The organism is Micromonospora sp. M42, assembly GCF_000568915.1.
GTDB lineage: Bacteria > Actinomycetota > Actinomycetes > Mycobacteriales > Micromonosporaceae > Micromonospora > Micromonospora chalcea.
Genome location: NZ_KK037233.1, coordinates 3619567 through 3638372 on the forward strand (window position 1 = coordinate 3619567; position 18806 = coordinate 3638372).

The window sequence follows — 18806 nt, forward strand, 5'->3', positions numbered from 1 at the left end:
CCTGAGTCAAGGGTACGGGGCGTCAGACCACGCGGGCGCCGGCGACCGGTCCGTGCGCGACGCGGGCCTCCCGGCACACCCCGGCGGCGGTCAGCTCGGCGGCGATCCGCCCCGCGTCGGACTCGCCGGCGGCGAGGAAGACGCAGGTGGGTCCGGAGCCGGAGACGATGCCGGCGAGCGCGCCGGCGGCCTCGCCGGCCTTGAGCGTCTCGGCCAGCGACGGGCGCATGGTCAGCGCGGCGGCCTGGAGGTCGTTGCCGAGCGTGGCGGCGAGGACCCGCGGGTCGCGTTGGCGCAGCGCGGCGAGCAGCGCGTCGGTGCTGCCCAGCGGCGTCCCGGCGGCCCCGGCGTCGCGTAGCCGGTCCAGTTCCCGGTAGGCGGCCGGGGTGGACAGGCCGCCGTCGGCGATCGCCACCACCCAGTGCCAGGAGGTGGGGCGGGCGAGCACCGGGCTGACCGTCTCGCCGCGGCCGGTGCCGAGCGCGGTGCCGCCGTGGATGAGGAACGGCACGTCGGAGCCGAGGTCGGCGGCGATGCCGGCCAGTTCGTCGCGGGACAGCCCGGTGCCCCAGAGCGTGTCGCAGGCGACGAGCGCGGCGGCGGCGTCGGCGCTGCCGCCGGCGAGCCCGCCGGCGAGCGGGATCTGCTTGCGCAGGTGCAGCCGGGCGTGCGGGGCGACGCCCGCGTAGCCGGCGAGCGCGTGCGCGGCGCGCAGCGCCAGGTTGGTGTCGTCCAGCGCCAGCTCCCCGGCGCCCTCGCCCTCCATGGTGAGGGTGAGGGTGTCGCCGCGCCGGGCGGTCAGCTCGTCGTAGATGGAGATCGCGTGGTAGACGGTGTTCAGCTCGTGGTAGCCGTCACGGCGCAGCGGTCCCACCCCGAGATGCAGGTTGACCTTGGCGGGCACCCGCACCTTGACCGGGCCGCTGGCCCCGCGCCGCTGCCCGTCCTCGTCCTCCGGTCGCCATGCCTCGGTCACCGGGTGCGCTCCCCTGGACGCGGGCGGATGTCGAACGGCTTCTGCACGGTCAGCTCCTCGGCGGGGTCGGGCAACGGCGCCAGCCTACTGCTCGGCGGCGGAGCCGTCGGGGGCCGACGCGGCGATGGCGGCGAACTGCTCCACGGTGAGCGATTCGCCGCGTGCGGACGGGTCCACGCCGGCCGCGGCGAGCGCCGCGGCGGCCCGGTCCGCGCCGCCGGCCCAGCCGGCCAGGGCGGCGCGCAGCGTCTTGCGGCGCTGCGCGAACGCGGCGTCGACGACGGCGAAGACGGCCTTCCGGGGTACGTCCGGCCGGGGCGGTTCGCGCCTGGTGAACGCGACCAGACCGGAGTCGACGTTCGGCACCGGCCAGAACACGTTCGGCGGGACCTTGCCGGCGGCCCGGGAGCGGGCGTACCAGGCGAGTTTGACCGACGGGATGCCGTACACCTTGGAGCCGGGACCGGCGACGAGCCGGTCGGCGACCTCCTTCTGCACCATCACCAGGCCGTGCCGCAGTGTGGGCAGCTCGGCGAGCAGGTGCAGCACGACCGGCACGGCGACGTTGTAGGGCAGGTTCGCCACCAGCGCGGTCGGCGCCGGGTCGGCCAGGTCGGCGGCGGTGACCCGCAGCGCGTCGGCCGGGTGGACGGTGAGCCGCCCGGCGGCCTCGCCGGCGAAGCGGGCGGCGGTCTCCGGCAGCGCGGCGGCGAGCGCCGGGTCGAGTTCCACGGCGTGCACGTGCGCGGCGACCGGGAGCAGGGCGAGCGTGAGCGAGCCGAGGCCGGGGCCGACCTCCAGTGCCACGTCGTCCGGGGTCAGCCCGGCGGTGGTGACGATGCGGCGCACCGTGTTCGGGTCGTGCACGAAGTTCTGGCCGAGCTTCTTGGTCGGCGTGACGCCGAGGCGCGCGGCGAGTTCCCGGATCTCCGCCGGGCCGAGGAGTCCGGTCACGCCCCGTAGCGTAAGCGCCCCCGCCCGAGGGGAAGGAAGGGCCCCTTCTTAACGCCTCGCGATATGGAGGGGGCCCTTCTTAACGCCACGGGCCGAACGCGCGCTCACCGTTGGTGGAGATGGCGGCGCAGAGGGTGTCCAGGTCGGCGCCGGTGGTCTCGGCGAGGAAGCGGACGGTCAGCGGGATCAGGTACGAGGCGTTGGGCCGTCCCCGGTGCGGCATCGGGGTCAGGTACGGCGCGTCGGTCTCCACCAGCATCTGCTCGGGCGGGGTGACGGCGGCGGCCTCGCGCAGCGCGGCGGCGCTGCCGAACGTGACGGTGCCGGCGAAGCTGAGCAGGAAGCCGCGCCGGACGCACTCGCGGGCGAAGTCGGCGTCGCCGGAGAAGCAGTGCATGACCACGGTGTCCGGGGCGCCCTCGTCGTCGACGACGCGCAGCACGTCGGCGTGCGCGTCCCGGTCGTGGATGACCAGCGCCTTGCCGTGCCGCTTCGCGATGGCGATGTGTGCCCGGAAGCTCTCCTCCTGCGCGGCCCGCCCCTCCTCGCCGGTACGGAAGAAGTCCATCCCGGTCTCGCCGACGCCCCGGACCCGGTCCCGGCCGGCGAGCGTCTCGATCTCGCGCAGCGCCTCGTCCAGGTCGGCCAGCTGGGGCGCCTCGTTCGGGTGCAGCGCGACGGTGGCGAGCACCGCTGCGTACCGGTCGGCGACGTCGGCGCCCCACCGGGACGAGTCGACGTCCACGCCGACCTGGACCAGCCGGTCCACACCGGCCCGGGCGGCGACGGCGATCGCGGCGGCCACCGGGTCGTCGCCGGAGGCGCCGCCCGGCGGTGTGCCGAACTCGCCGACGGTGATGTCGAGGTGGGTGTGGCTGTCCGGCACGGGTACGGGCAGCGGCTCGGGTGCGGGCGGGAACTCCCCGGCCCGGCGGGCGGCGCGCTGCTTGCGGGTCTCGGTCTGCTCGGTCATCGCGGCCAGCATCACACACCGGCCCGGTGCGGCGTTCCCGGACCGCCACCGGCCGTTCACACGCCCCACATCTGGCGGGCTTAGCGTCCCGGAGTGACAGTCACCGACCATGCCGGTGGGCCCGCCTCCGACCGGGCCGGGTTGCGCGTGACGTACGCCGGCCGGGTGCACCCGGCCGAGGAGATCGCCCGGGGCGCGGCGTACGAGCTGTTCAGCGCCGACGAGGCGCCCGGGTTCGAGTGGTGTCCCCGGCCCGGGGGCGGCTATCCGTGGCGCCGGTTCGTGCACGCGACCGAGGTGGACGCGGTGCACGGGGGCTCAGGGACGGCCGACGAGACGGACGCGCCGCTGCTGATGCCGGTGCACCGGGACCGGGGTTGGGCGTACGTACACCGGCTCAGCCAGCAGCCGGGGGCGGCGGGTGACCCGACGTTGGCCGCGGTGCGGGCCTCGGCGGTGATCCGGCCGGGCACCCGGATGGTGAAGGTGCTCTCCGCCCGGCAGCTCGCCGGCTACGTGCGGGGGTGGCTGCCGCACGGCTTCTGCTACCGGGAGCACGACGTGGCGCACCTGCGGACGCCGGCCGGGATGGCGGTGCTGCGGGGCGACTCCGAGGGCGGTGACGTGGCGTACGCGCTGCGCTGGCGGGCCGCCGACCCGGCCGACTACGACGTGCCGGTGGGCGAGGCGCACCGGGGGCTCATGGCGTTGCCGCCCCGGGACCGGCTCGGGCCGCCGGTGCTGGGCACCGGGTTCGTGCCGAGCAGCGCGCAGCTCGTGCCGGAGTTCGTCACCCGGGAGTTCGCCGACCTGCCGATGCCGGCGAACGCCACGCTGCTGGCCTATCCGGCCGAGGGGGTGGAGGTGGTGCTCTACACCTACCAGGCGGAGCAGCGGGGATGGCTGCGCCTGGCGGGTCCGCAGTGGCGGCACCTGCTCGCCGCGGTGCCCGGCCTGGCCGCCGATCAGGAGTACGTGCCGACCGGCGAGGCGCCGCGCTCGACCCGGCTCGTCGGCACGTACGCGGGTTCGGAGTACGAGGCGGTGGCCGACCAGCCGGGCGGGTTCCGGGTGCTGGCGATGACCCGGGCGGCCCGCTACCCGGTGGACACGGCGGCCCGGCGGCTGCGCACGGCGACCTGGCGCGGGACGCCGTGCCTGGTGCTGCGGGAGGAGGGTGGCTGGCTGCGGTTGCGGCTGCGCCGCCCGGATCCGGACGCGGTGGCCGCGACCGGCGCGCAGTGTCTGGAACGCGGCGTGTACGAGGTCTGGGCGCCGGGCGGCGAGCTGACCGACGACCGGGTGGTGGACCTGCCCTATCCGGCCCGGCACGCATAGACGGGGGCAGGTCGGGAAGCCGTTGGGGTCCGAGAAGCCCGCGCTGAGGGGGAATCCCGACATGCCTTTCGTCACCGTCGGTACGGAGAACTCCGCACCCATCGACCTGTACTACGAGGATCACGGTTCCGGTCAGCCGATCGTGCTGATCCACGGTTTCCCGTTCAACGGGGCGACCTGGGAGAAGATGAGCGGTCCGCTGCTGAACGCCGGGTACCGGGTGATCACGTACGACCGGCGTGGGTTCGGCAACTCCGCGCAGCCGGCCATGGGCTACGACTACGACACGTTCGCCGCCGACCTGGACGTGTTGATGACCGAGCTGGACCTGCGCAACGCGATCCTGGTCGGGCACTCCATGGGCACCGGTGAGGTGACCCGCTACCTGGGCGCGTACGGGTCGGACCGGGTGGACCGGGCGGTCCTGCTGGCCCCGTTGGCGCCGTACCTGCTGAAGACGCCCGACGACCCGGAGGGCGTCGACAAGAGCATGTTCGAGGGGTTCCAGAAGGCGATCATCCAGGACCGGTTCGCCTACCTGACCCAGTTCTGCGACGCGTTCTTCAACGCCAGCGAGAACCGGGGGAAGCTGGTCAGCGACGAGGCGTACCACGCGCACTGGCAGATCGGCGCGCAGGCGTCGGCCAAGGGCACCCACGACTCGGTGGACGCCTGGCAGACCGACTTCCGCGGTGACCTGCCGAACATCGACGTGCCGGTGCTGATCATCCAGGGCGACAAGGACAACGTGCTGCCGTTCCCGGTGACGGGCCAGCGGCTGGTGAACATGCTGTCCGACGCCAAGCTGGTCACGTTGAAGGGTGCGCCGCACGGCACGCCGTGGACCCATCCCACCGAGGTCAACAAGGCCATCATGGAGTTCATCGGCAAGCCGAGCATGGCGACCGCCTGACCCGGCGGACGATCGCGGCCCCGGGGAGATCCCCGGGGCCGCGGTTCGCGCGCGTGCTCAGCCGGCCAGCCGGGCCAGCTCCTCCTCGACGATGGACGGGTCGAGCTTGCGGAACACCGGCTTCGGCGCCGCGAGCGGCCGGCCCACCTCCAGGGGTACGGACTCCCAGCGCGCCCCGACCGTGTAGTCACCGGTCAGCACCGGGTACGACGGCCCGCCGTCGAGGTCGTCGACCTCCTCGATCACCGGCATCGGGGCGTGCGTGCCGGTGCCGCCGAGCAGCTCGTGGATCTTCTGGGCGGAGTGCGGCAGGAACGGGGTGAGCAGCGTGTTGGCGTCGCTGACCACCTGGAGCGCGACGTGCAGGATGGTGCCCATGCGGGGCTTGTCGTCCTCGCCCTTGAGCTTCCAGGGCGCCTGCTCGGAGAGGTACTTGTTGGCCTCGGCGACGACCTTCATGGCCTCGCCGATGGCCTGCTTCTGCCGGTGCCGGGCGATCAGGTCGCCGACGGTGGCGAAGCCCGCCTTCGCGGTGTCCAGCAGCGCCTGGTCGGCCTCGGTGAGCCCGGCCGGGTCGACCGGCGGGACGGCGCCGAAGTTCTTCGCCGCCATCGACACCGACCGGTTGACCAGGTTGCCCCAGCCGGCGACCAGTTCGTCGTTGTTGCGGCGCAGGAACTCGGCCCAGGTGAAGTCGGTGTCGTTGCTCTCCGGGCCGGCCACCGCGATGAAGTAGCGCAGCGCGTCGGCGTCGTAGCGCTCCAGGAAGTCCCGGACGTAGATGACCACCTTGCGGGAGGAGGAGAACTTCCGCCCCTCCATGGTGAGGTATTCGCTGGAGACGACCTCGGTGGGCAGGTTGAGCCGGCCCAGCTCGCCCGGCTCGCCGTCGCGGGCCCCCTCACCGGAGTAGCCGCCGAGCAGCGCCGGCCAGATCACCGAGTGGAAGACGATGTTGTCCTTGCCCATGAAGTAGTAGGAGCGGGCGTCCTTCCCTTCCCCGTCCGCCGACCACCACTTGCGCCAGGCCTCCGGGTCGCCGGTGCGGCGGGCCCACTCGATGGACGCGGACAGGTAGCCGATGACCGCGTCGAACCAGACGTAGATCCGCTTGTCCGGCCGGTCCCGCCAGTCGTCCAGCGGGATCGGCACGCCCCACTCCAGGTCGCGGGTGATGGCCCGGGGCTGGAGGTCGTCGAGCAGGTTGCGGGAGAACCGCAGCACGTTGGGGCGCCAGCCCTCGCGGTTGTCCAGCCACTGCCGCAGCGCGTCGGCCAGGGCGGGCAGGTCGAGGAAGAAGTGCTCGGTCTCGACGAACTCCGGCGTCTCCCCGTTGATCTTCGACTTGGGGTCGATCAGGTCGATCGGGTCGAGCTGGTTGCCGCAGTTGTCGCACTGGTCGCCGCGCGCGCTGTCGTAGCCGCAGATCGGGCAGGTGCCCTCGATGTAGCGGTCGGGCAGCGTCCGGCCGGTGGACGGGGAGATCGCGCCGGTGGTGACCTTCGGGACGATGTAGCCGTTGCGGTACAGGCCGGTGAACAGCTCCTGCACCACCGCGTAGTGGTTGCGCGTGGTGGTGCGGGTGAACAGGTCGTACGACAGGCCCAGCGCCCGCAGGTCCTCGGCGATCACCCGGTTGTAGCGGTCGGCCAGTTCGCGCGGGGTGACTCCCTCGGCGTCGGCCTGCACCTGGATCGGGGTGCCGTGTTCGTCGGTGCCGGAGACCATGAGCACGTCGTGGCCGGCCATCCGCATGTACCGGGCGAAGACGTCGGAGGGAACGCCGAATCCGGATACGTGGCCGATGTGGCGCGGGCCGTTGGCGTAGGGCCAGGCGACCGCGGCGAGAACGTGACTCATGAGCAGCAAGCCTAGTGATTGCGGTGGGCGGGCCGCGAACCAATGGGCGGCAGGCGCCGGCCGTACGTCCGATTTGTCGCCGACACGCGGCGTGAGCTTCACCGCAAGCCGGGCGTACCGGTGTGAAATGAACATCGTGACCAACAGACCAGCGGCGCCGGAGCCGTCGGCGGCCACCACCCGGCGGGCGCGACCCGCCCCGGCGGGCGCGCCCGTCGCGCCGCAGCCCCGGCTCGACCCGGCGGACCCGCCGGTCGAGGTGGAGCCGACCACCGGCGCGCCGGTGGACGCGGTGCCGAGCCGGGTGCCGGTGCGGCAGCCCCGCTGGCAGCGCAGGGCCGCGCAGGCGGGCGGCTGGGCGCCGATCGAGGAGGTGCACTGGGACGGCACGCCGCTGCGCGACGAGCCGCACCCGCTCCCCGCCCGGCCACCGGGCCGGCGGGCGCCGGCCCGCCCGGTCCTCCCGCCGACCCCGCCCGTCGGCCTCGCCGTGCTGCTGGCGTTGAGCCTGCTCGCCGCGTTCTTCGCCTGGGTGAGCGCGGGGCCGTTCTGGCTGGCCGCGGGGCATTCGACAGGCGGCACCGTGATGATCACCGAGTGCGCGGGCGGCGGGCTCACCCAACGTTGCCGGGGGATCTTCCTGGCCGACGGCGACCGGTTCCAGGCCCACGGCGTACGGGTCAGTGGCGTACCGGCCGGGCGGACCGCCACCGGCACCCTGCTGCCGGCCCGGATGACCGGGCCGGACGGGTCGACCGCCTACACGGACACCGGCCCCGGACAGCACCTGCGCTGGCTGCTCGGGCTGGCGCTGGTGGCCGGGTGCGCCGCCGGGATCGCCCGGTGGACCGGCGCGACCCGGCTCGCGGACGAGCGGCAGCGGCGCTGGGCGGTCGGCCTGGGGCTGGCCGGGCCGGCGCTGATCACCGTCGGGTTCCTGGCCGCCGCCTGGTGAGGTGAGGTGTTAAGAGGGGGCCCTTCCTCTACCGCAGGCGTTAAGAAGGGGCCCTTCCTTTCAGCTGTGCACCACCGCGTACACCTCGCGCCGTCGCAGCCCGTACGCGGTGGCGACCTCGGTGATCGCGTCGCGCCGGGACAGCCCGGCCGCCTCGCGCTCGGCCACCGCGGCGCGCAGCGTGTCGTCGTCGGGCCGGACCGCGGGCATGGCCGGCGCGCCCGCCACGACGAGCGTGATCTCACCCCGGGGATCGCCGTCGGCGGCCCACTCGGCCAGCTCGCCGAGCGGACGGCGGACCACCTCCTCGTACGTCTTGGTCAGCTCGCGGCAGAGCGCGGCGGGCCGGTCGGCGCCGAACGCCTCGGCCAGGTCGGCCAGCGCGCCGGCGATGCGGTGCGGCGCCTCGAAGAACACCAGCGTGCGGTCCTCGGCGGCGAGCGCCCGCAGGCGGGAGCGGCGGGCGCCGGGGGTACGGGGCAGGAAGCCCTCGAAGCAGAACCTGTCGCAGGGCAGCCCGGACAGCGCCAGCGCGGTGGTGACGGCGCTCGGTCCGGGCGCGGCGGTGACCGGCACGCCCGCGTCCAGGGCGGCCCGGACCAGCCGGTATCCGGGGTCGGAGACGCTCGGCATGCCTCCGTCGGTGACCAGCGCGACCGTGTAGCCGGCGACGAGCACCTCGGCCAGCTCCGGGGTGCGCCGCTCCTCGTTGCCCTCGAAGTAGGAGACGATCCGGCCGGGCACCGTCACGTCGAGGTCGCGGGCGAGCCGGGTGAGCCGCCGGGTGTCCTCGGCGGCGACCACGTCGGCGACGGCCAGCACCTCCCGGAACCGGGCGGACGCGTCGGCCGGGTTGCCCAGCGGCGCGCCGAGCAACACCAGCCGTCCGACCTCGGACATTTCCCCCACGGCGCGTGCTCCCTCATCGATGGTCGTACCAATTTCGGAGACGATGGACGCCACCGGGCACCCTCGCAGCCTACGATCGCCGGGTGACGAGTGCGTCGACAGCACAGAGCGCGAACCCGGACCCTTCCACCGCCGAGCGCGGCGACGGCAGCGGGGGCGGGCTGCCCGCCGCCGTGCGGCGCCGGCTCGCCACCGTCGACGACCGCATCGGTCGGGGGCAGGCGTGGCTGGCCACAGCCGTGGTGGTGGCGATCGCGGCGATCCTGCGCTTCGTGGGGCTCAGTTTCCCGCCCGGCAAGGTCTTCGACGAGACCTACTACGCCAAGGACGCGTACGGGCTGATCGACCGCGGCGTCGAGTGGAACTACAAGGACAACGGCCCCTCGTACGTGGTGCATCCACCGCTGGGCAAGTGGATGATCGGGATCGGCGAGTGGGCCTTCGGCTACCAGGACGCGGACAGCGGCGTCTCGGTGCCGGGCCACCTGATCACGACGTCGCCGGAGTTCGGCTGGCGGTTCGGCGCGGCGGTGGCCGGCACACTGTCGGTGCTGCTGCTGGTCCGCATCGGCCGGCGGATGTTCCGGTCCACGGTGCTGGGCTGCGCGGCGGGCCTGCTGCTCGCGCTCGACGGGTTCCACCTGGTGCTGTCCCGCACGGCCATCCTCGACATCTTCCTGCTGCTGTTCGTGCTGGCCGCGTTCGGCGCGCTGGTGCTCGACCGGGACGCCCGGCGACGGCGCTGGACGCGGGCCCTGGAGGCCGGGCTCGACCCGACCCGGCCGGGGCGGGCCGGGCGGCCTCCGTCCGGTTGGCGGAACTGGCCGTGGTGGCGGCTGGCGGCCGGGGTGCTGCTCGGCTGTGCCTGCTCGGTCAAGTGGAGCGCGATCTACTTCGTGCCGGCGTTCGCGCTGCTGGTGCTGTTCTGGGAGGTGGGCGTCCGCCGTTCGGCAGGGGTTCGCCGTCCGTGGCGTGACGCGGTGCTGGACGAGCTGCCCTGGCTGCTCGCGGCCGGCGTGCTGATGGTGGTCACCTACGTCGCGACCTGGTCGGGCTGGCTGCTCAGCGACGAGGGCTACTACCGCCTGGCCGAGCGCTACCCGAACAACCCGGAGCTGAGCGACACCCCGTTCATCGGGGCGCTGAACAACCTGTGGGAATACCACAAGGCCTCGTACGGCTTCCACACCCAGCTCGACGACCCGCACAAGTACCAGTCCTGGCCGTGGCAGTGGCTGCTGCTCGGCCGCCCGGTGGCGTTCCACTGGTCCGGGGACGGCAGTTGTGGCGCGCCGAGCTGCGCGTCGGAGGTGCTGCTGCTGGGCACGCCGCTGCTGTGGTGGTCGTTCCTGCCGGCGATCGCCGCGACCGCCTGGCTCGGCCTGGCCCGGCGGGACTGGCGGGCGGGCGCGATCCTGCTCAGCATCGCCGCCGGCCTGCTGCCGTGGTTCTGGTTCGCGCTCGACGGCCGGACGATGTTCTCCTTCTACGCCGCGCCCGCGGTGCCGTTCCTGGTGCTGGCGGTGGTCTATGTGCTCGGCGCGATCACCACTCCGGCGCCGGTAACCGCGACGACCGCTACGGCCGCGCCGCCCGATCCGCAGCAGCTACGGGATCGGCGGATGGTGGGCGGGATCATCGCGGGCGCCTACGTGTTGCTGGTGGCGCTCTGTTTCGCGTACTTCTACCCGATCTTCGTGGGCCGGGTGCTGCCGTACGCGGAGTGGTCGGCGCGGATGTGGCTGGACGGCCGCTGGATCTAGAGGCGCGGGCGCCGGCACAAAGAAGCGCGCCCCGATCGCCTGCCACGGGGGAAGCGGGCGATTGGGGCGCGCAAGACAGAGCTTAACCACACTCCGGCACGGGCACAACGGGTGCGGGCCGGTCAGATTTGCGACGGGCACGCCACTGCCGAAAGGTTCACCTCCGGCATCTAACAGTGGGTCATCCTGCGGGAACATAACGGGTTCGATCTCCGGCACCAGGCAGGAGCAGAGGGACGCCGGACCCGGATGATCTTCCAAAGTGGATCTCACTACACTTCGCCCGGTGATCAACAAGAGACGATCGACGATTGTCCTCTTCGGACTGCTGACGGCCGCCGCGCTGATCGGACCGAGCCCCGCCGGGGCCGACGACGAGACCTCCGAGCCCGTCGCCGAGCCACCCAAGGTGGAGCTGGTCCTCGACGTCAGTGGCTCGATGCGGGCCCGGGACATCGACGGGCGCAGCCGGATCTCCGTCGCGCAGCAGGCGTTCAACGAGGTGGTCGACGCCCTGCCGGACGAGACACAGCTCGGCATCCGGGTGCTCGGCGCCACCTACCAGGGCAAGGACAAGAAGCAGGGCTGCCTGGACACCCAGCAGATCGTGCCGGTCGGCCCGGTGGACCGTACCCAGGCCAAGGCCGCCGTCGCCGGGCTGCGACCGACCGGTTTCACACCGGTCGGGCTGGCGCTGCGCTCCGCCGCGCAGGACCTGGGCACCGGCAGCACCGCCCGCCGGATCGTGCTGATCACCGACGGTGAGGACACCTGCGCCCCGCCCGACCCGTGCGAGGTGGCGCGCGAGCTGGCCGCCCAGGGCACCCGGCTCGTCGTGGACACGCTCGGCCTCGCCCCGGACGAGAAGGTACGCAAGCAGTTGCTCTGCATCGCCGGCGCGACCGGCGGCACCTACACGGCGGCGCAGAGCGCCGACGAGCTGACCGGCCGGATCAAGCAGCTCGTCGACCGGGCCCGGGACACGTACACGGCCACCCCGGCGGTGGTCGGCGGCGGCGCGGCGTGCCAGGGCGCGCCGCTGCTCGCCCCCGGCGTCTACAGCGACCGGGAGGCGTTCTCCGAGCACCGTTGGTACCGGGTGCCGGTGCGGCCCGGCCAGGAGCTGCGCGCCTCGGTGAGCGTCGCGCTGGACCGGCCGGTCAACCCGGACTACGGCGTGCTGCTGCGCGCCACTGCGCCGGACGGGCGGGAACTGGTCCGCGGCGTCGACGCCGGAAGCGGGCGCACCGACGTGGTCTCCGCCGGACTGCGCTGGTCGGCCGCCGAGGAGGAGGACGACGACGGCCCGAGCCCGGAGCCGAGCCCCGGCGCGGAGCAGGCCGTGCGAACCGTCTGCCTGGTGGTCAGCAACTCCTTCGCGGCCAAGCCCGGCACGCAGACCCAGCCGGGTATGCCGGTGGAGCTCACGGTCGACGTGGTCGCCGCCTCCCCCGCCCCGGACGGGCCGGACCTCGGCCGCGGCTGGGTGCTGCTGCTCCTGCTCACGCTGGCCGGACTGCTCACCGGGCTGGTCGCCGGACTGCTCACCCGCTGGTGGGTGCACACGTGGAGGGTGAACTGAGCATGCGTACGCTGATCCGCGCCGCGGCGGCGACCACCGCCGTCGGTCTCGCGCTCACCCCGGCGGCGGCCCTGGCCGCGCCCAGTCCGTCACCGGGCGCGACCACTGTGACCAAGGCCGGCACCTCGTTCCTCACCGCCACCACCGTCACCGCCGGGCAGCCGGTGCAGGTGGGCGCGTCGACCGGCGACCACCTGTACTGGTCGTTCCGGGCCGACGCCGGGCAGGTGCACGAGATCACCGCCACCGTCACGTTCCCGAAGCGACGCACCGGCGCGTCCACCTGGACCGTCGACGTCTTCGACGGGCTGCGCCGCCGGCAGGCGTGCACGGCCGGCGCGCAGACGCCGACAGCGGACGCGGCGGCCACGAGCGTGGCGCTCGGCTGCACGCTGCGCCGGGTACGGCCGTGGGCCGAGCCGTGGTCGGGCGACCCGCTGCCCGGCACCTACTACGTCCGGCTCTCCGTCACCGACCTGCCCGAGCCCGACCTCGGCCTGCCGGTCGAGGTGGAGATGCTCGTCGGCGCCACCGACGAGGGCGGCGCGTCCGGCGACGACGGCGAGCTGGCCGCGCCGCTGGTGCCGAACACCAGGGCCGGCACGGTGCTGGCCGCCGAGCCGACCCCCGAGCCGGTGGCCGAGGAGGAGACCGACCTGACCGGCTGGCTCCCCGACGCGGGCTCGCGCTGGGTGTGGACCGGCGTGGGCGGCGTGCTCGCCGCCGTGGCCGGCGTGGTCGGCTTCGCGCTCACCCGGCGGCCCCGCCGCGGCTGAAGGACCACTCCCGGTGGCCGTCGTGAACCCGACACGACGGCCACCGGGAGCTCAGATCGTCCTCGAGCCGCGCGGCACCCAGCCGATGAACCGGTCCTGGAGCGCGGTGACCGGCACGGAGCGCAGATCCTGCGTGGCCGCGGCCAGGCAGGAGCCGAGATAGACGCTCAACGACGCCCGATCCACCTGGTACTCGCTGAGCAGGTGGTGACGTTTCGTGGCGCAGGGCCATTCGTCACCGCACGAGCCGCAGGTCCAGTCGGGGGTCACCGGCACGTGCTCGCCGTCCCGCCTCCCCGGTGCCTCCGCGCCACGCGTCATCCGCCGCTCCTTCCCTGTTCGGAATCGTGGTCGTGATGGGCCGGTTGCCTCCCCGCAACACACCTTCAGCGCCACCGCACGCCCCAGCGTTACGGTACGTTCACCGCGTGCCTCCGTCATCCGTCGCACGTGCGTGATCTGCTGCCGGCCGTGGTCGCCGTGTCGGTGGCCGGCCCGGCCGACTGGTCCGGCGAGCTGCTCCCGGCCGAACGAGCCGCCCTGGGCGAGCGCGCGGTGCTCCACCGCCGCCGCGACTTCACCGCCGGCCGGGTCTGCGCCCGCCGGGCACTCGCCACGCTCGGCCTGACCGGCACGCCGGTGCCGGCCGGCGCGGACCGGGCCCCGGTCTGGCCGCCCGGCGTCGTCGGCGCGATCACCCACACCCGGGACTACTGCGCGGCCGCCGCCGCCCGCGCCGCCGACGTGCGCGCCGTCGGCATCGACGCCGAGCGGCACCGCCCGCTCTCCCCCGGGGTACGGCGGAAGGTGTGCCGCCCCGACGAGGAGGCGGACCTGGCCCGGCTGCCGGCCGGGATGCCCTGGCCGACCGTGTTGTTCAGCGCCAAGGAAACCGTCTACAAGGTCTGGCACCCGCTCGTCGGGACCTGGCTGGGCTTCGCCGACGCGCGCGTCACGCTGGACCCGCAGGCGGGCACGTTCCACGCCGAGATCGAGCCGGCCCGGCTCGCCGCCGCTCCGGTGGCCGACCCGCCGTCGCGCGTGACCGGACGGTTCGCGGTGGACGACGATCTGGTCCGCACCGCCGCCGTCCTGCCACATCGATGACGCCCTGTCGGCCGGGTTGACCCCGGCTTGTACCGTCGTTCCGACTGAAATCCCGAAGGCGCCCCAAGGAGTACGGTGAGCCACCCTCAGCCTCCGTCCGGGTCACCGGACCCGAACCAGCAGCCGCCGGAACCGCCGACGCAGGCGTTCCCCACCGCGCCGATGCCGCCGAGCGACCCCTACGAGCCGCCGCCCGCCCCGGACGCGCCGACGGCCCCGATCTCGGGCGCGCCCTACCCACCGCCTCCGGGCACGCCGCAGCCGCCGGTGTCGGGGCCGCCGCAGCCGCCGGTGTCGGGAGCACCGTATCCGCCGGCCTCCGGGGCGCCGTACCCGCCGCAGCCGGGGCCGGGTGAGCAGTACCCGCCGCCCGCTCCCACCCAGGCGTTCCCGCCGGCGCCGCCGACCTCGGGCGCGCCGTACCCGCCGCCCGGCAGTGAGTATCAGCCCCCGGGCGCGGCGTATCAGCCGCCGGGAGGCGAGTACCAGCAGCCGGGCGCCGCGTACCCGCCCCCGGGCAGTGAGTACCAGCCGCCGGGCGCCGCGTACCCGCCCCCGGGCGGTGAGTACCAGCAGCCGGGCGCGGCGTATCAGCAGCCGGGGGGCTACCCGCCGCCGGGCGGTGGGCAGCCGTACCCGCCCGCAGGCGCGCCGTATCAGCCGGGAGCGCCGTTCGGACCGCCGGCCAAGAAGTCGAACAAGAACGTCTGGATCACGATCGGCATCGTCGCGGCGCTCCTGCTGCTGCTCTGCTGCGGTGGCGGCATCTTCGCCGTCTACAGCGGCGTGAACAAGGCCCAGGAGGCGGTTGACTCGCTGCCCACGCCGGGCGTCACCTACGGCGTCCCGGACGAGCAGACCCCGACCGGCGGCCCCACCGGCACGCCGCAGCCGGGCACCACCGACGACAAGACCTTCAACATGCCGGCCGGCGACAAGCTGATCGTCAACGACACCGACGGCACCATCGAGATCACCGTCGGCAACTTCCGGACCCGGAACTCCGCCTGCAACGAGATCATGCCCGGCCCGAAGAAGGGCATGTTCCTGATCGCCGACGTGACCGCCGAGATCACCAAGGGCACCGGTTCGATCAACCCGTTCTACTTCTCCTGGGTGGCCGAGGACGGCACCGAGGAGAACGGCATCGGTGGCGCCTTCTCGGGGTGCGGCAAGCTGATGACCTCGGGCAACAACCTGCCCGCCGGCTCCAAGCGCAGCGGTCAGCTCATCTTCGACGTCAAGGACCAGAACGGCGTCGTCGAGTACAAGCACCGCTTCCGTACCGCCGGGTCCTGGAAGCCCTGACCCGCGCCTGACCCCGCACCGGGGCCGGTCCGTCTCGGACCGGCCCCGGTGCCCGTTCGGACAATGCCCGTCGGCCGTTCGGGCCTTTCCATGTGCGCGTGGGCGCTCCCGGTGGCCAGGCTCGGAGCATGGCGAACGAGACGACCATCCCGCTGCTGCCCTGCCGCTCACTTGACGACGTGGCGCCCTTCTACCAGGCGCTCGGCTTCGAGGTGACGCACCGGCAGGAGCGCCCCAACCCGTACCTGGCCCTGCGCCGGGAGGACCTCAACCTGCACTTCTTCGGGATGCCCGGGTTCGACCCCGCCGACTCGTACGGCTCCTGCCTGGTGGTGGTCGACGACCTGACCGTCCTGCACCGCGCCTTCGCCGACGGCATGCGCGCCACGTACGGCAAGGTGCTGGTCGCCGGCGTACCCCGGATGACCCGGCCCCGGCCCCGCCGCAACCAGGACGGGCATTCCGGGTTCAGCATCGTCGATCCGGGCGGCAACTGGATCCGGTTCGTGGCCCGGGCCTCGACGCCCGACGCCGACGACGACCGGGGCGGGCTCGCCCGTACGCTCGGCAACGCCGTGGTGCAGGGCGACTCGCGCGGTAATCCCGCTCAGGCCGCGCGCATCCTCGACGGCGCGCTGGCCCGGCCCGACGCGGCCGACGACCCCGCCGTCCTGGTGGAGGCGCTGGTCTACCGGGCCGAGATGGCGCTGCAACTCGGGGAGCCGGAGGCCGCCCGGGAACGGGTACGGCAGGCCCGGTCGGTCCCACTGGACGACGAGTCGCGCGTCCGGCTGGGCGACACGCTGCGGCACGCCGAGGAGCTGCTCACGGCCCTGCCGACCGCATGACCGGCCGGCCGGATGCGGGCTGACGCCGATCCGGTGGCGGCGGTTTGCCGTGCGGGTCAGCGGGGACGCGACGTGGCAGGCGGCGAGGGCCGCCACGCGACGATCCGGGGAGGCGGCATGAGCGTCGAACGGGCGAACAACGACCTGGAGAACCTGGCCGGTCCGGCCCGGGCCCGTCTGGGTGACCTTAACCAGGACGAACACGCCGAGGCCGACCGGGTGCGGGAACTGGACGAGATCCGCGGCAAGCGCCCCGGCGAGCACATCCAGGAGGACGCCCGCGACGCCGACGACAACTTCACCGCCTAGCCAGATCTTGGAAGCAAACGGCTGCCATAGGGGCCGAAATCTTCCAAGATCTCTCGGCGTCCGGTCATCCACGATGATCGGCTTGTGTGTCTCGACGGATCGGCGGCACGGGTCGCCGAGCGTCGATGCGAAACGCGCCAGTTGACCAATCGCAATCATTGATGACGCAAGCAGACTGAGTTGCGTGACCAAGCCATCACCGCAGAGATCATGGCCGATACCGAATCAGTCCTGGTGGCGCCGGCTTTCCGGCGGCACGAAAGCCGTGCTCGTGTCCGGCGGCGTGCTGGTGCTGTGCTGCTGCGGCGGCGGGATCGCCGCCGTCGGCGGCGCGACGGACGAGAAGCCCGCGTCGATCAGCGCCGCCTCGACCGCGACCGCGCGCAGCGCCGATCCGCCCCCTGCCGCCCACTCGTCCGGCTCGCCCTCGAACGTCGCCGCACCGACCGACTCGCCGCCCGCTCCGCCGACGACGCGGGCCGCCGAGCCGTCGCCGCAGACCGCGACCGCGCGTCCGGCGCCCCGGCCGAAGCCGAAGCGGACCACGCCCAAGCCGACACCGAAGCGGACCACGAGCGCGCCCCGGACCACCAGGCCGTCCACCGGCACCGTCCAGGGCGCCGTCCACCCTGGCGCTTTCTGCTCGCCGGTCGGCGCGACCGGCCGTACCGCCAAGGGCACGCTGATGCGGTGCACGCGCAAGGCCGGCGAGGACCGGGCCCGGTGGCGCGCCGCGTGATCCGCATCGGCGGGCGGTGTCGGGGGTGGTTCCTATCCTGGGGCGATGGTTCTCACTGACGTCACCGGGTCCTGGGCCGGCACCAGCGGTTTCCGTCTGATGCCCGCCGATCCGCTCGCCGAGTCGCCGGCCACCGCCACCGTCGCGACCGCCGCCGGTGGCCACCTGACCACCGTTTCGTACTCGTGGGCCCATCCGGGCGACGGGCCGCAGGACGGTCTGCTGGTGATCGCCGCCAGCGAGCAGCCGGGCTCGCTCGTCGCCTGGTGGGGCGACTCGTGGCACCAGCAGCCGACGCCGATGACGCTGACCGGCACGGCGGGCGGCGCGGCGGCGGTCGAGCTGAGCGCCGGGTACGGCGACGGATGGGAGTGGCGGATCACGGTGGACACCGCCGACCCGGCCACCCTGCGGCTGCGGATGGAGAACGTGGTTCCCGCCGACCAGGCGGGGGCTGACATGCCGGCCGGCCCCTACCCGGTCATGGTCACCGACGTGCGCCGCGCCTGAGTCCGGTCAGGCGGCGCCGTCGAGGATCTCCCGCAGCCGGCGCGCGAACGCCTCCGGCTGCCCGGCGTGGCCCATCTCCTCACCCAGGAATCCGCCGTGGTGGCTGGGGAAGACCGCGGCCTTGCCGCCGAGCAGCTCGGCCGCGGCCACCGACGTGCGTCCGGTGAAGGTGTCCGCCGACTCCTCGCCCACCGCGACGACGACCCGGGTACGCGCCGCGCGCAGCGCGTCCACGTCCGGCCGGAAGCGGGTGACCGCCGCGGCGCGGTCGGAGAGCAGCGGGTCGTCCCGGCTGCCGTCGTCCTCGGTCGGCATGCCGAACGCGGCGGGGTCGGGCAGCGGCTGGGCCAAGTACTCGTCGGTGAACTCGCCCCGCCACGACGTCATGGCGATGAACGCCGCCATACCCGCGCCCCAGCCGCTCTTCTGGTACGCCTCCTGGCAGGCGGCCATGGCCCGCCGGGCTGCCTCGGCGTCGGGAAGCACCTGGACCAGCGGCGGCTCGTGCGCCACGAGCGTGGCCACCGCGTCCGGGTACGCGGCCACCAGGGCGAGCGCGGTCACCGCGCCGCCGCTGCTGGCGAACATGTCCACCGGTCCCGTGCCGAGGGCGTCGATGATGTCGCGTACGTCCCGGGCCTGGACCTCGGGCACGTCGTCGCCGCGGCCGTCCTTGCGGACGCTGCGCCCGAGCCCGCGCGGGTCGTACGTGACGACGGTCCGGTCCGGGAAGTACGAGGCCAGCGTGGCGAAGCCGTCGGCGCACATGGGCTGGCCGATCATGAACAGCGGGCGGTGTCCGGCGTCGGCGGCGCTCGGCGTGCGAATGTCGTAGACGAGGTCGACCTCGGGCGTCTGCAGAGTAAGCGTGTTCATGCCTCTGTCGACCGTCGCCGGCCCGGGAACTCATCGGTCCGGCGGGGAACTCCGCCGGGACCGGCTCGCGGCGGTGTCGACGCCCACCGCCGCGAGCCGTGCCGTCGCCG

Annotated in this window: 19 protein-coding genes; 11 read left to right on the forward strand and 8 right to left on the reverse strand. The window is 73.8% G+C overall.

Going from position 1 to position 18806, the window contains the following annotated elements:
- Positions 1-22: 22 nt before the first annotated feature.
- The 3 genes from MCBG_RS16395 to MCBG_RS16405 form a co-directional block, all read right to left on the reverse strand.
- Complete coding sequence (locus MCBG_RS16395; protein ID WP_043326815.1) at positions 23-976, reverse strand: 4-(cytidine 5'-diphospho)-2-C-methyl-D-erythritol kinase; 954 nt, start codon at positions 974-976, stop codon at positions 23-25.
- A gap of 84 nt (positions 977-1060) precedes the next feature.
- Positions 1061-1930: a 16S rRNA (adenine(1518)-N(6)/adenine(1519)-N(6))-dimethyltransferase RsmA gene (gene rsmA / locus MCBG_RS16400; protein ID WP_030501155.1), complete on the reverse strand. Its 870-nt coding sequence runs from the start codon at positions 1928-1930 to the stop codon at positions 1061-1063.
- Between the two features lie 79 nt (positions 1931-2009).
- On the reverse strand, positions 2010-2915 hold the full coding sequence (locus MCBG_RS16405; RefSeq protein WP_043330656.1) for a TatD family hydrolase: 906 nt from the start codon (positions 2913-2915) through the stop codon (positions 2010-2012).
- A gap of 81 nt (positions 2916-2996) precedes the next feature.
- Between MCBG_RS16405 and MCBG_RS16410 the strand changes: the two genes are divergently transcribed.
- Both MCBG_RS16410 and MCBG_RS16415 read left to right on the forward strand, forming a co-directional pair.
- On the forward strand, positions 2997-4241 hold the full coding sequence (locus MCBG_RS16410) for a hypothetical protein (protein WP_043326818.1): 1245 nt from the start codon (positions 2997-2999) through the stop codon (positions 4239-4241).
- Positions 4242-4302: 61 nt separating this feature from the next.
- A complete protein-coding gene (locus MCBG_RS16415; RefSeq protein WP_043326820.1) occupies positions 4303-5154 on the forward strand; it encodes an alpha/beta fold hydrolase in 852 nt (283 codons plus the stop codon).
- Positions 5155-5211: 57 nt separating this feature from the next.
- Here MCBG_RS16415 and metG read toward each other — a convergent pair whose 3' ends face one another.
- Positions 5212-7014 carry a methionine--tRNA ligase gene (gene metG / locus MCBG_RS16420; RefSeq protein ID WP_043330658.1) on the reverse strand — a complete coding sequence of 601 codons (1803 nt, stop codon included), beginning with the start codon at positions 7012-7014 and terminating at the stop codon, positions 5212-5214.
- Positions 7015-7141: 127 nt separating this feature from the next.
- Between metG and MCBG_RS16425 the strand changes: the two genes are divergently transcribed.
- Positions 7142-7969: a hypothetical protein gene (locus MCBG_RS16425; RefSeq protein ID WP_223201245.1), complete on the forward strand. Its 828-nt coding sequence runs from the start codon at positions 7142-7144 to the stop codon at positions 7967-7969.
- Between the two features lie 60 nt (positions 7970-8029).
- Here MCBG_RS16425 and rsmI read toward each other — a convergent pair whose 3' ends face one another.
- A complete protein-coding gene (gene rsmI / locus MCBG_RS16430; protein ID WP_043326822.1) occupies positions 8030-8869 on the reverse strand; it encodes a 16S rRNA (cytidine(1402)-2'-O)-methyltransferase in 840 nt (279 codons plus the stop codon).
- A gap of 92 nt (positions 8870-8961) precedes the next feature.
- Between rsmI and MCBG_RS16435 the strand changes: the two genes are divergently transcribed.
- The 3 genes from MCBG_RS16435 to MCBG_RS16445 all read left to right on the forward strand — a co-directional run bounded on the left by MCBG_RS16435 (position 8962) and on the right by MCBG_RS16445 (position 12999).
- Entirely contained in the window at positions 8962-10641 is a 1680-nt protein-coding gene (locus MCBG_RS16435; protein ID WP_043326824.1) for a dolichyl-phosphate-mannose--protein mannosyltransferase, read from the forward strand.
- A gap of 286 nt (positions 10642-10927) precedes the next feature.
- The gene (locus MCBG_RS16440; RefSeq protein WP_043326826.1) at positions 10928-12223 is read left to right on the forward strand and encodes a VWA domain-containing protein; all 1296 of its coding nucleotides are present in this window, start codon (positions 10928-10930) and stop codon (positions 12221-12223) included.
- A gap of 2 nt (positions 12224-12225) precedes the next feature.
- Positions 12226-12999, forward strand: a complete 774-nt coding sequence (locus MCBG_RS16445) for a hypothetical protein (RefSeq protein ID WP_043326828.1) — start codon at positions 12226-12228, stop codon at positions 12997-12999.
- A gap of 51 nt (positions 13000-13050) precedes the next feature.
- Here MCBG_RS16445 and MCBG_RS16450 read toward each other — a convergent pair whose 3' ends face one another.
- Positions 13051-13320, reverse strand: coding sequence for a hypothetical protein (locus MCBG_RS16450; RefSeq protein WP_043326829.1), 270 nt, complete (start codon positions 13318-13320; stop codon positions 13051-13053).
- A gap of 129 nt (positions 13321-13449) precedes the next feature.
- Between MCBG_RS16450 and MCBG_RS16455 the strand changes: the two genes are divergently transcribed.
- The 4 genes from MCBG_RS16455 to MCBG_RS16470 all read left to right on the forward strand — a co-directional run bounded on the left by MCBG_RS16455 (position 13450) and on the right by MCBG_RS16470 (position 16571).
- On the forward strand, positions 13450-14106 hold the full coding sequence (locus MCBG_RS16455) for a 4'-phosphopantetheinyl transferase family protein (protein WP_043326831.1): 657 nt from the start codon (positions 13450-13452) through the stop codon (positions 14104-14106).
- Between the two features lie 75 nt (positions 14107-14181).
- Positions 14182-15414 carry a DUF4352 domain-containing protein gene (locus tag MCBG_RS16460; RefSeq protein WP_084789546.1) on the forward strand — a complete coding sequence of 411 codons (1233 nt, stop codon included), beginning with the start codon at positions 14182-14184 and terminating at the stop codon, positions 15412-15414.
- 128 nt (positions 15415-15542) lie between these two features.
- Entirely contained in the window at positions 15543-16262 is a 720-nt protein-coding gene (locus MCBG_RS16465; protein WP_043326833.1) for a VOC family protein, read from the forward strand.
- A 117-nt stretch (positions 16263-16379) separates the two neighbouring features.
- Positions 16380-16571: a hypothetical protein gene (locus MCBG_RS16470; protein WP_043326835.1), complete on the forward strand. Its 192-nt coding sequence runs from the start codon at positions 16380-16382 to the stop codon at positions 16569-16571.
- Positions 16572-16796: 225 nt separating this feature from the next.
- On the opposite strand, the gene MCBG_RS16475 is transcribed toward MCBG_RS16470, so the two are convergent.
- Positions 16797-17252: a hypothetical protein gene (locus tag MCBG_RS16475; protein ID WP_140946430.1), complete on the reverse strand. Its 456-nt coding sequence runs from the start codon at positions 17250-17252 to the stop codon at positions 16797-16799.
- Positions 17253-17355: 103 nt separating this feature from the next.
- Here MCBG_RS16475 and MCBG_RS16480 point away from each other — a divergent pair, with 103 nt between their 5' ends.
- Entirely contained in the window at positions 17356-17820 is a 465-nt protein-coding gene (locus MCBG_RS16480; RefSeq protein WP_043326839.1) for a DUF1579 domain-containing protein, read from the forward strand.
- A gap of 6 nt (positions 17821-17826) precedes the next feature.
- Here the strand turns inward: MCBG_RS16480 and MCBG_RS16485 are convergent, their stop codons facing one another.
- Positions 17827-18696 (reverse strand): alpha/beta fold hydrolase, encoded by an 870-nt coding sequence (locus MCBG_RS16485; protein WP_043326841.1) that lies wholly within the window; start codon positions 18694-18696, stop codon positions 17827-17829.
- Between the last annotated feature and the right edge of the window lie 110 nt (positions 18697-18806).

What these genes read in the sequence shown, in the direction of transcription:
- MCBG_RS16405 (WP_043330656.1), bottom strand. Translation starts at nt 2,915, where the DNA reads ATGCTGGCCGCGATGACCGAGCAGACCGAGACCCGCAAGCAGCGCGCC.
- MCBG_RS16415 (WP_043326820.1), top strand. Translation starts at nt 4,303, where the DNA reads ATGCCTTTCGTCACCGTCGGTACGGAGAACTCCGCACCCATCGACCTG.
- metG (WP_043330658.1), bottom strand. Translation starts at nt 7,014, where the DNA reads ATGAGTCACGTTCTCGCCGCGGTCGCCTGGCCCTACGCCAACGGCCCG.
- MCBG_RS16425 (WP_223201245.1), top strand. Translation starts at nt 7,142, where the DNA reads ATGAACATCGTGACCAACAGACCAGCGGCGCCGGAGCCGTCGGCGGCC.
- rsmI (WP_043326822.1), bottom strand. Translation starts at nt 8,869, where the DNA reads ATGTCCGAGGTCGGACGGCTGGTGTTGCTCGGCGCGCCGCTGGGCAAC.
- MCBG_RS16445 (WP_043326828.1), top strand. Translation starts at nt 12,226, where the DNA reads ATGCGTACGCTGATCCGCGCCGCGGCGGCGACCACCGCCGTCGGTCTC.
- MCBG_RS16450 (WP_043326829.1), bottom strand. Translation starts at nt 13,320, where the DNA reads ATGACGCGTGGCGCGGAGGCACCGGGGAGGCGGGACGGCGAGCACGTG.
- MCBG_RS16465 (WP_043326833.1), top strand. Translation starts at nt 15,543, where the DNA reads ATGGCGAACGAGACGACCATCCCGCTGCTGCCCTGCCGCTCACTTGAC.
- MCBG_RS16470 (WP_043326835.1), top strand. Translation starts at nt 16,380, where the DNA reads ATGAGCGTCGAACGGGCGAACAACGACCTGGAGAACCTGGCCGGTCCG.
- MCBG_RS16480 (WP_043326839.1), top strand. Translation starts at nt 17,356, where the DNA reads ATGGTTCTCACTGACGTCACCGGGTCCTGGGCCGGCACCAGCGGTTTC.
- MCBG_RS16485 (WP_043326841.1), bottom strand. Translation starts at nt 18,696, where the DNA reads ATGAACACGCTTACTCTGCAGACGCCCGAGGTCGACCTCGTCTACGAC.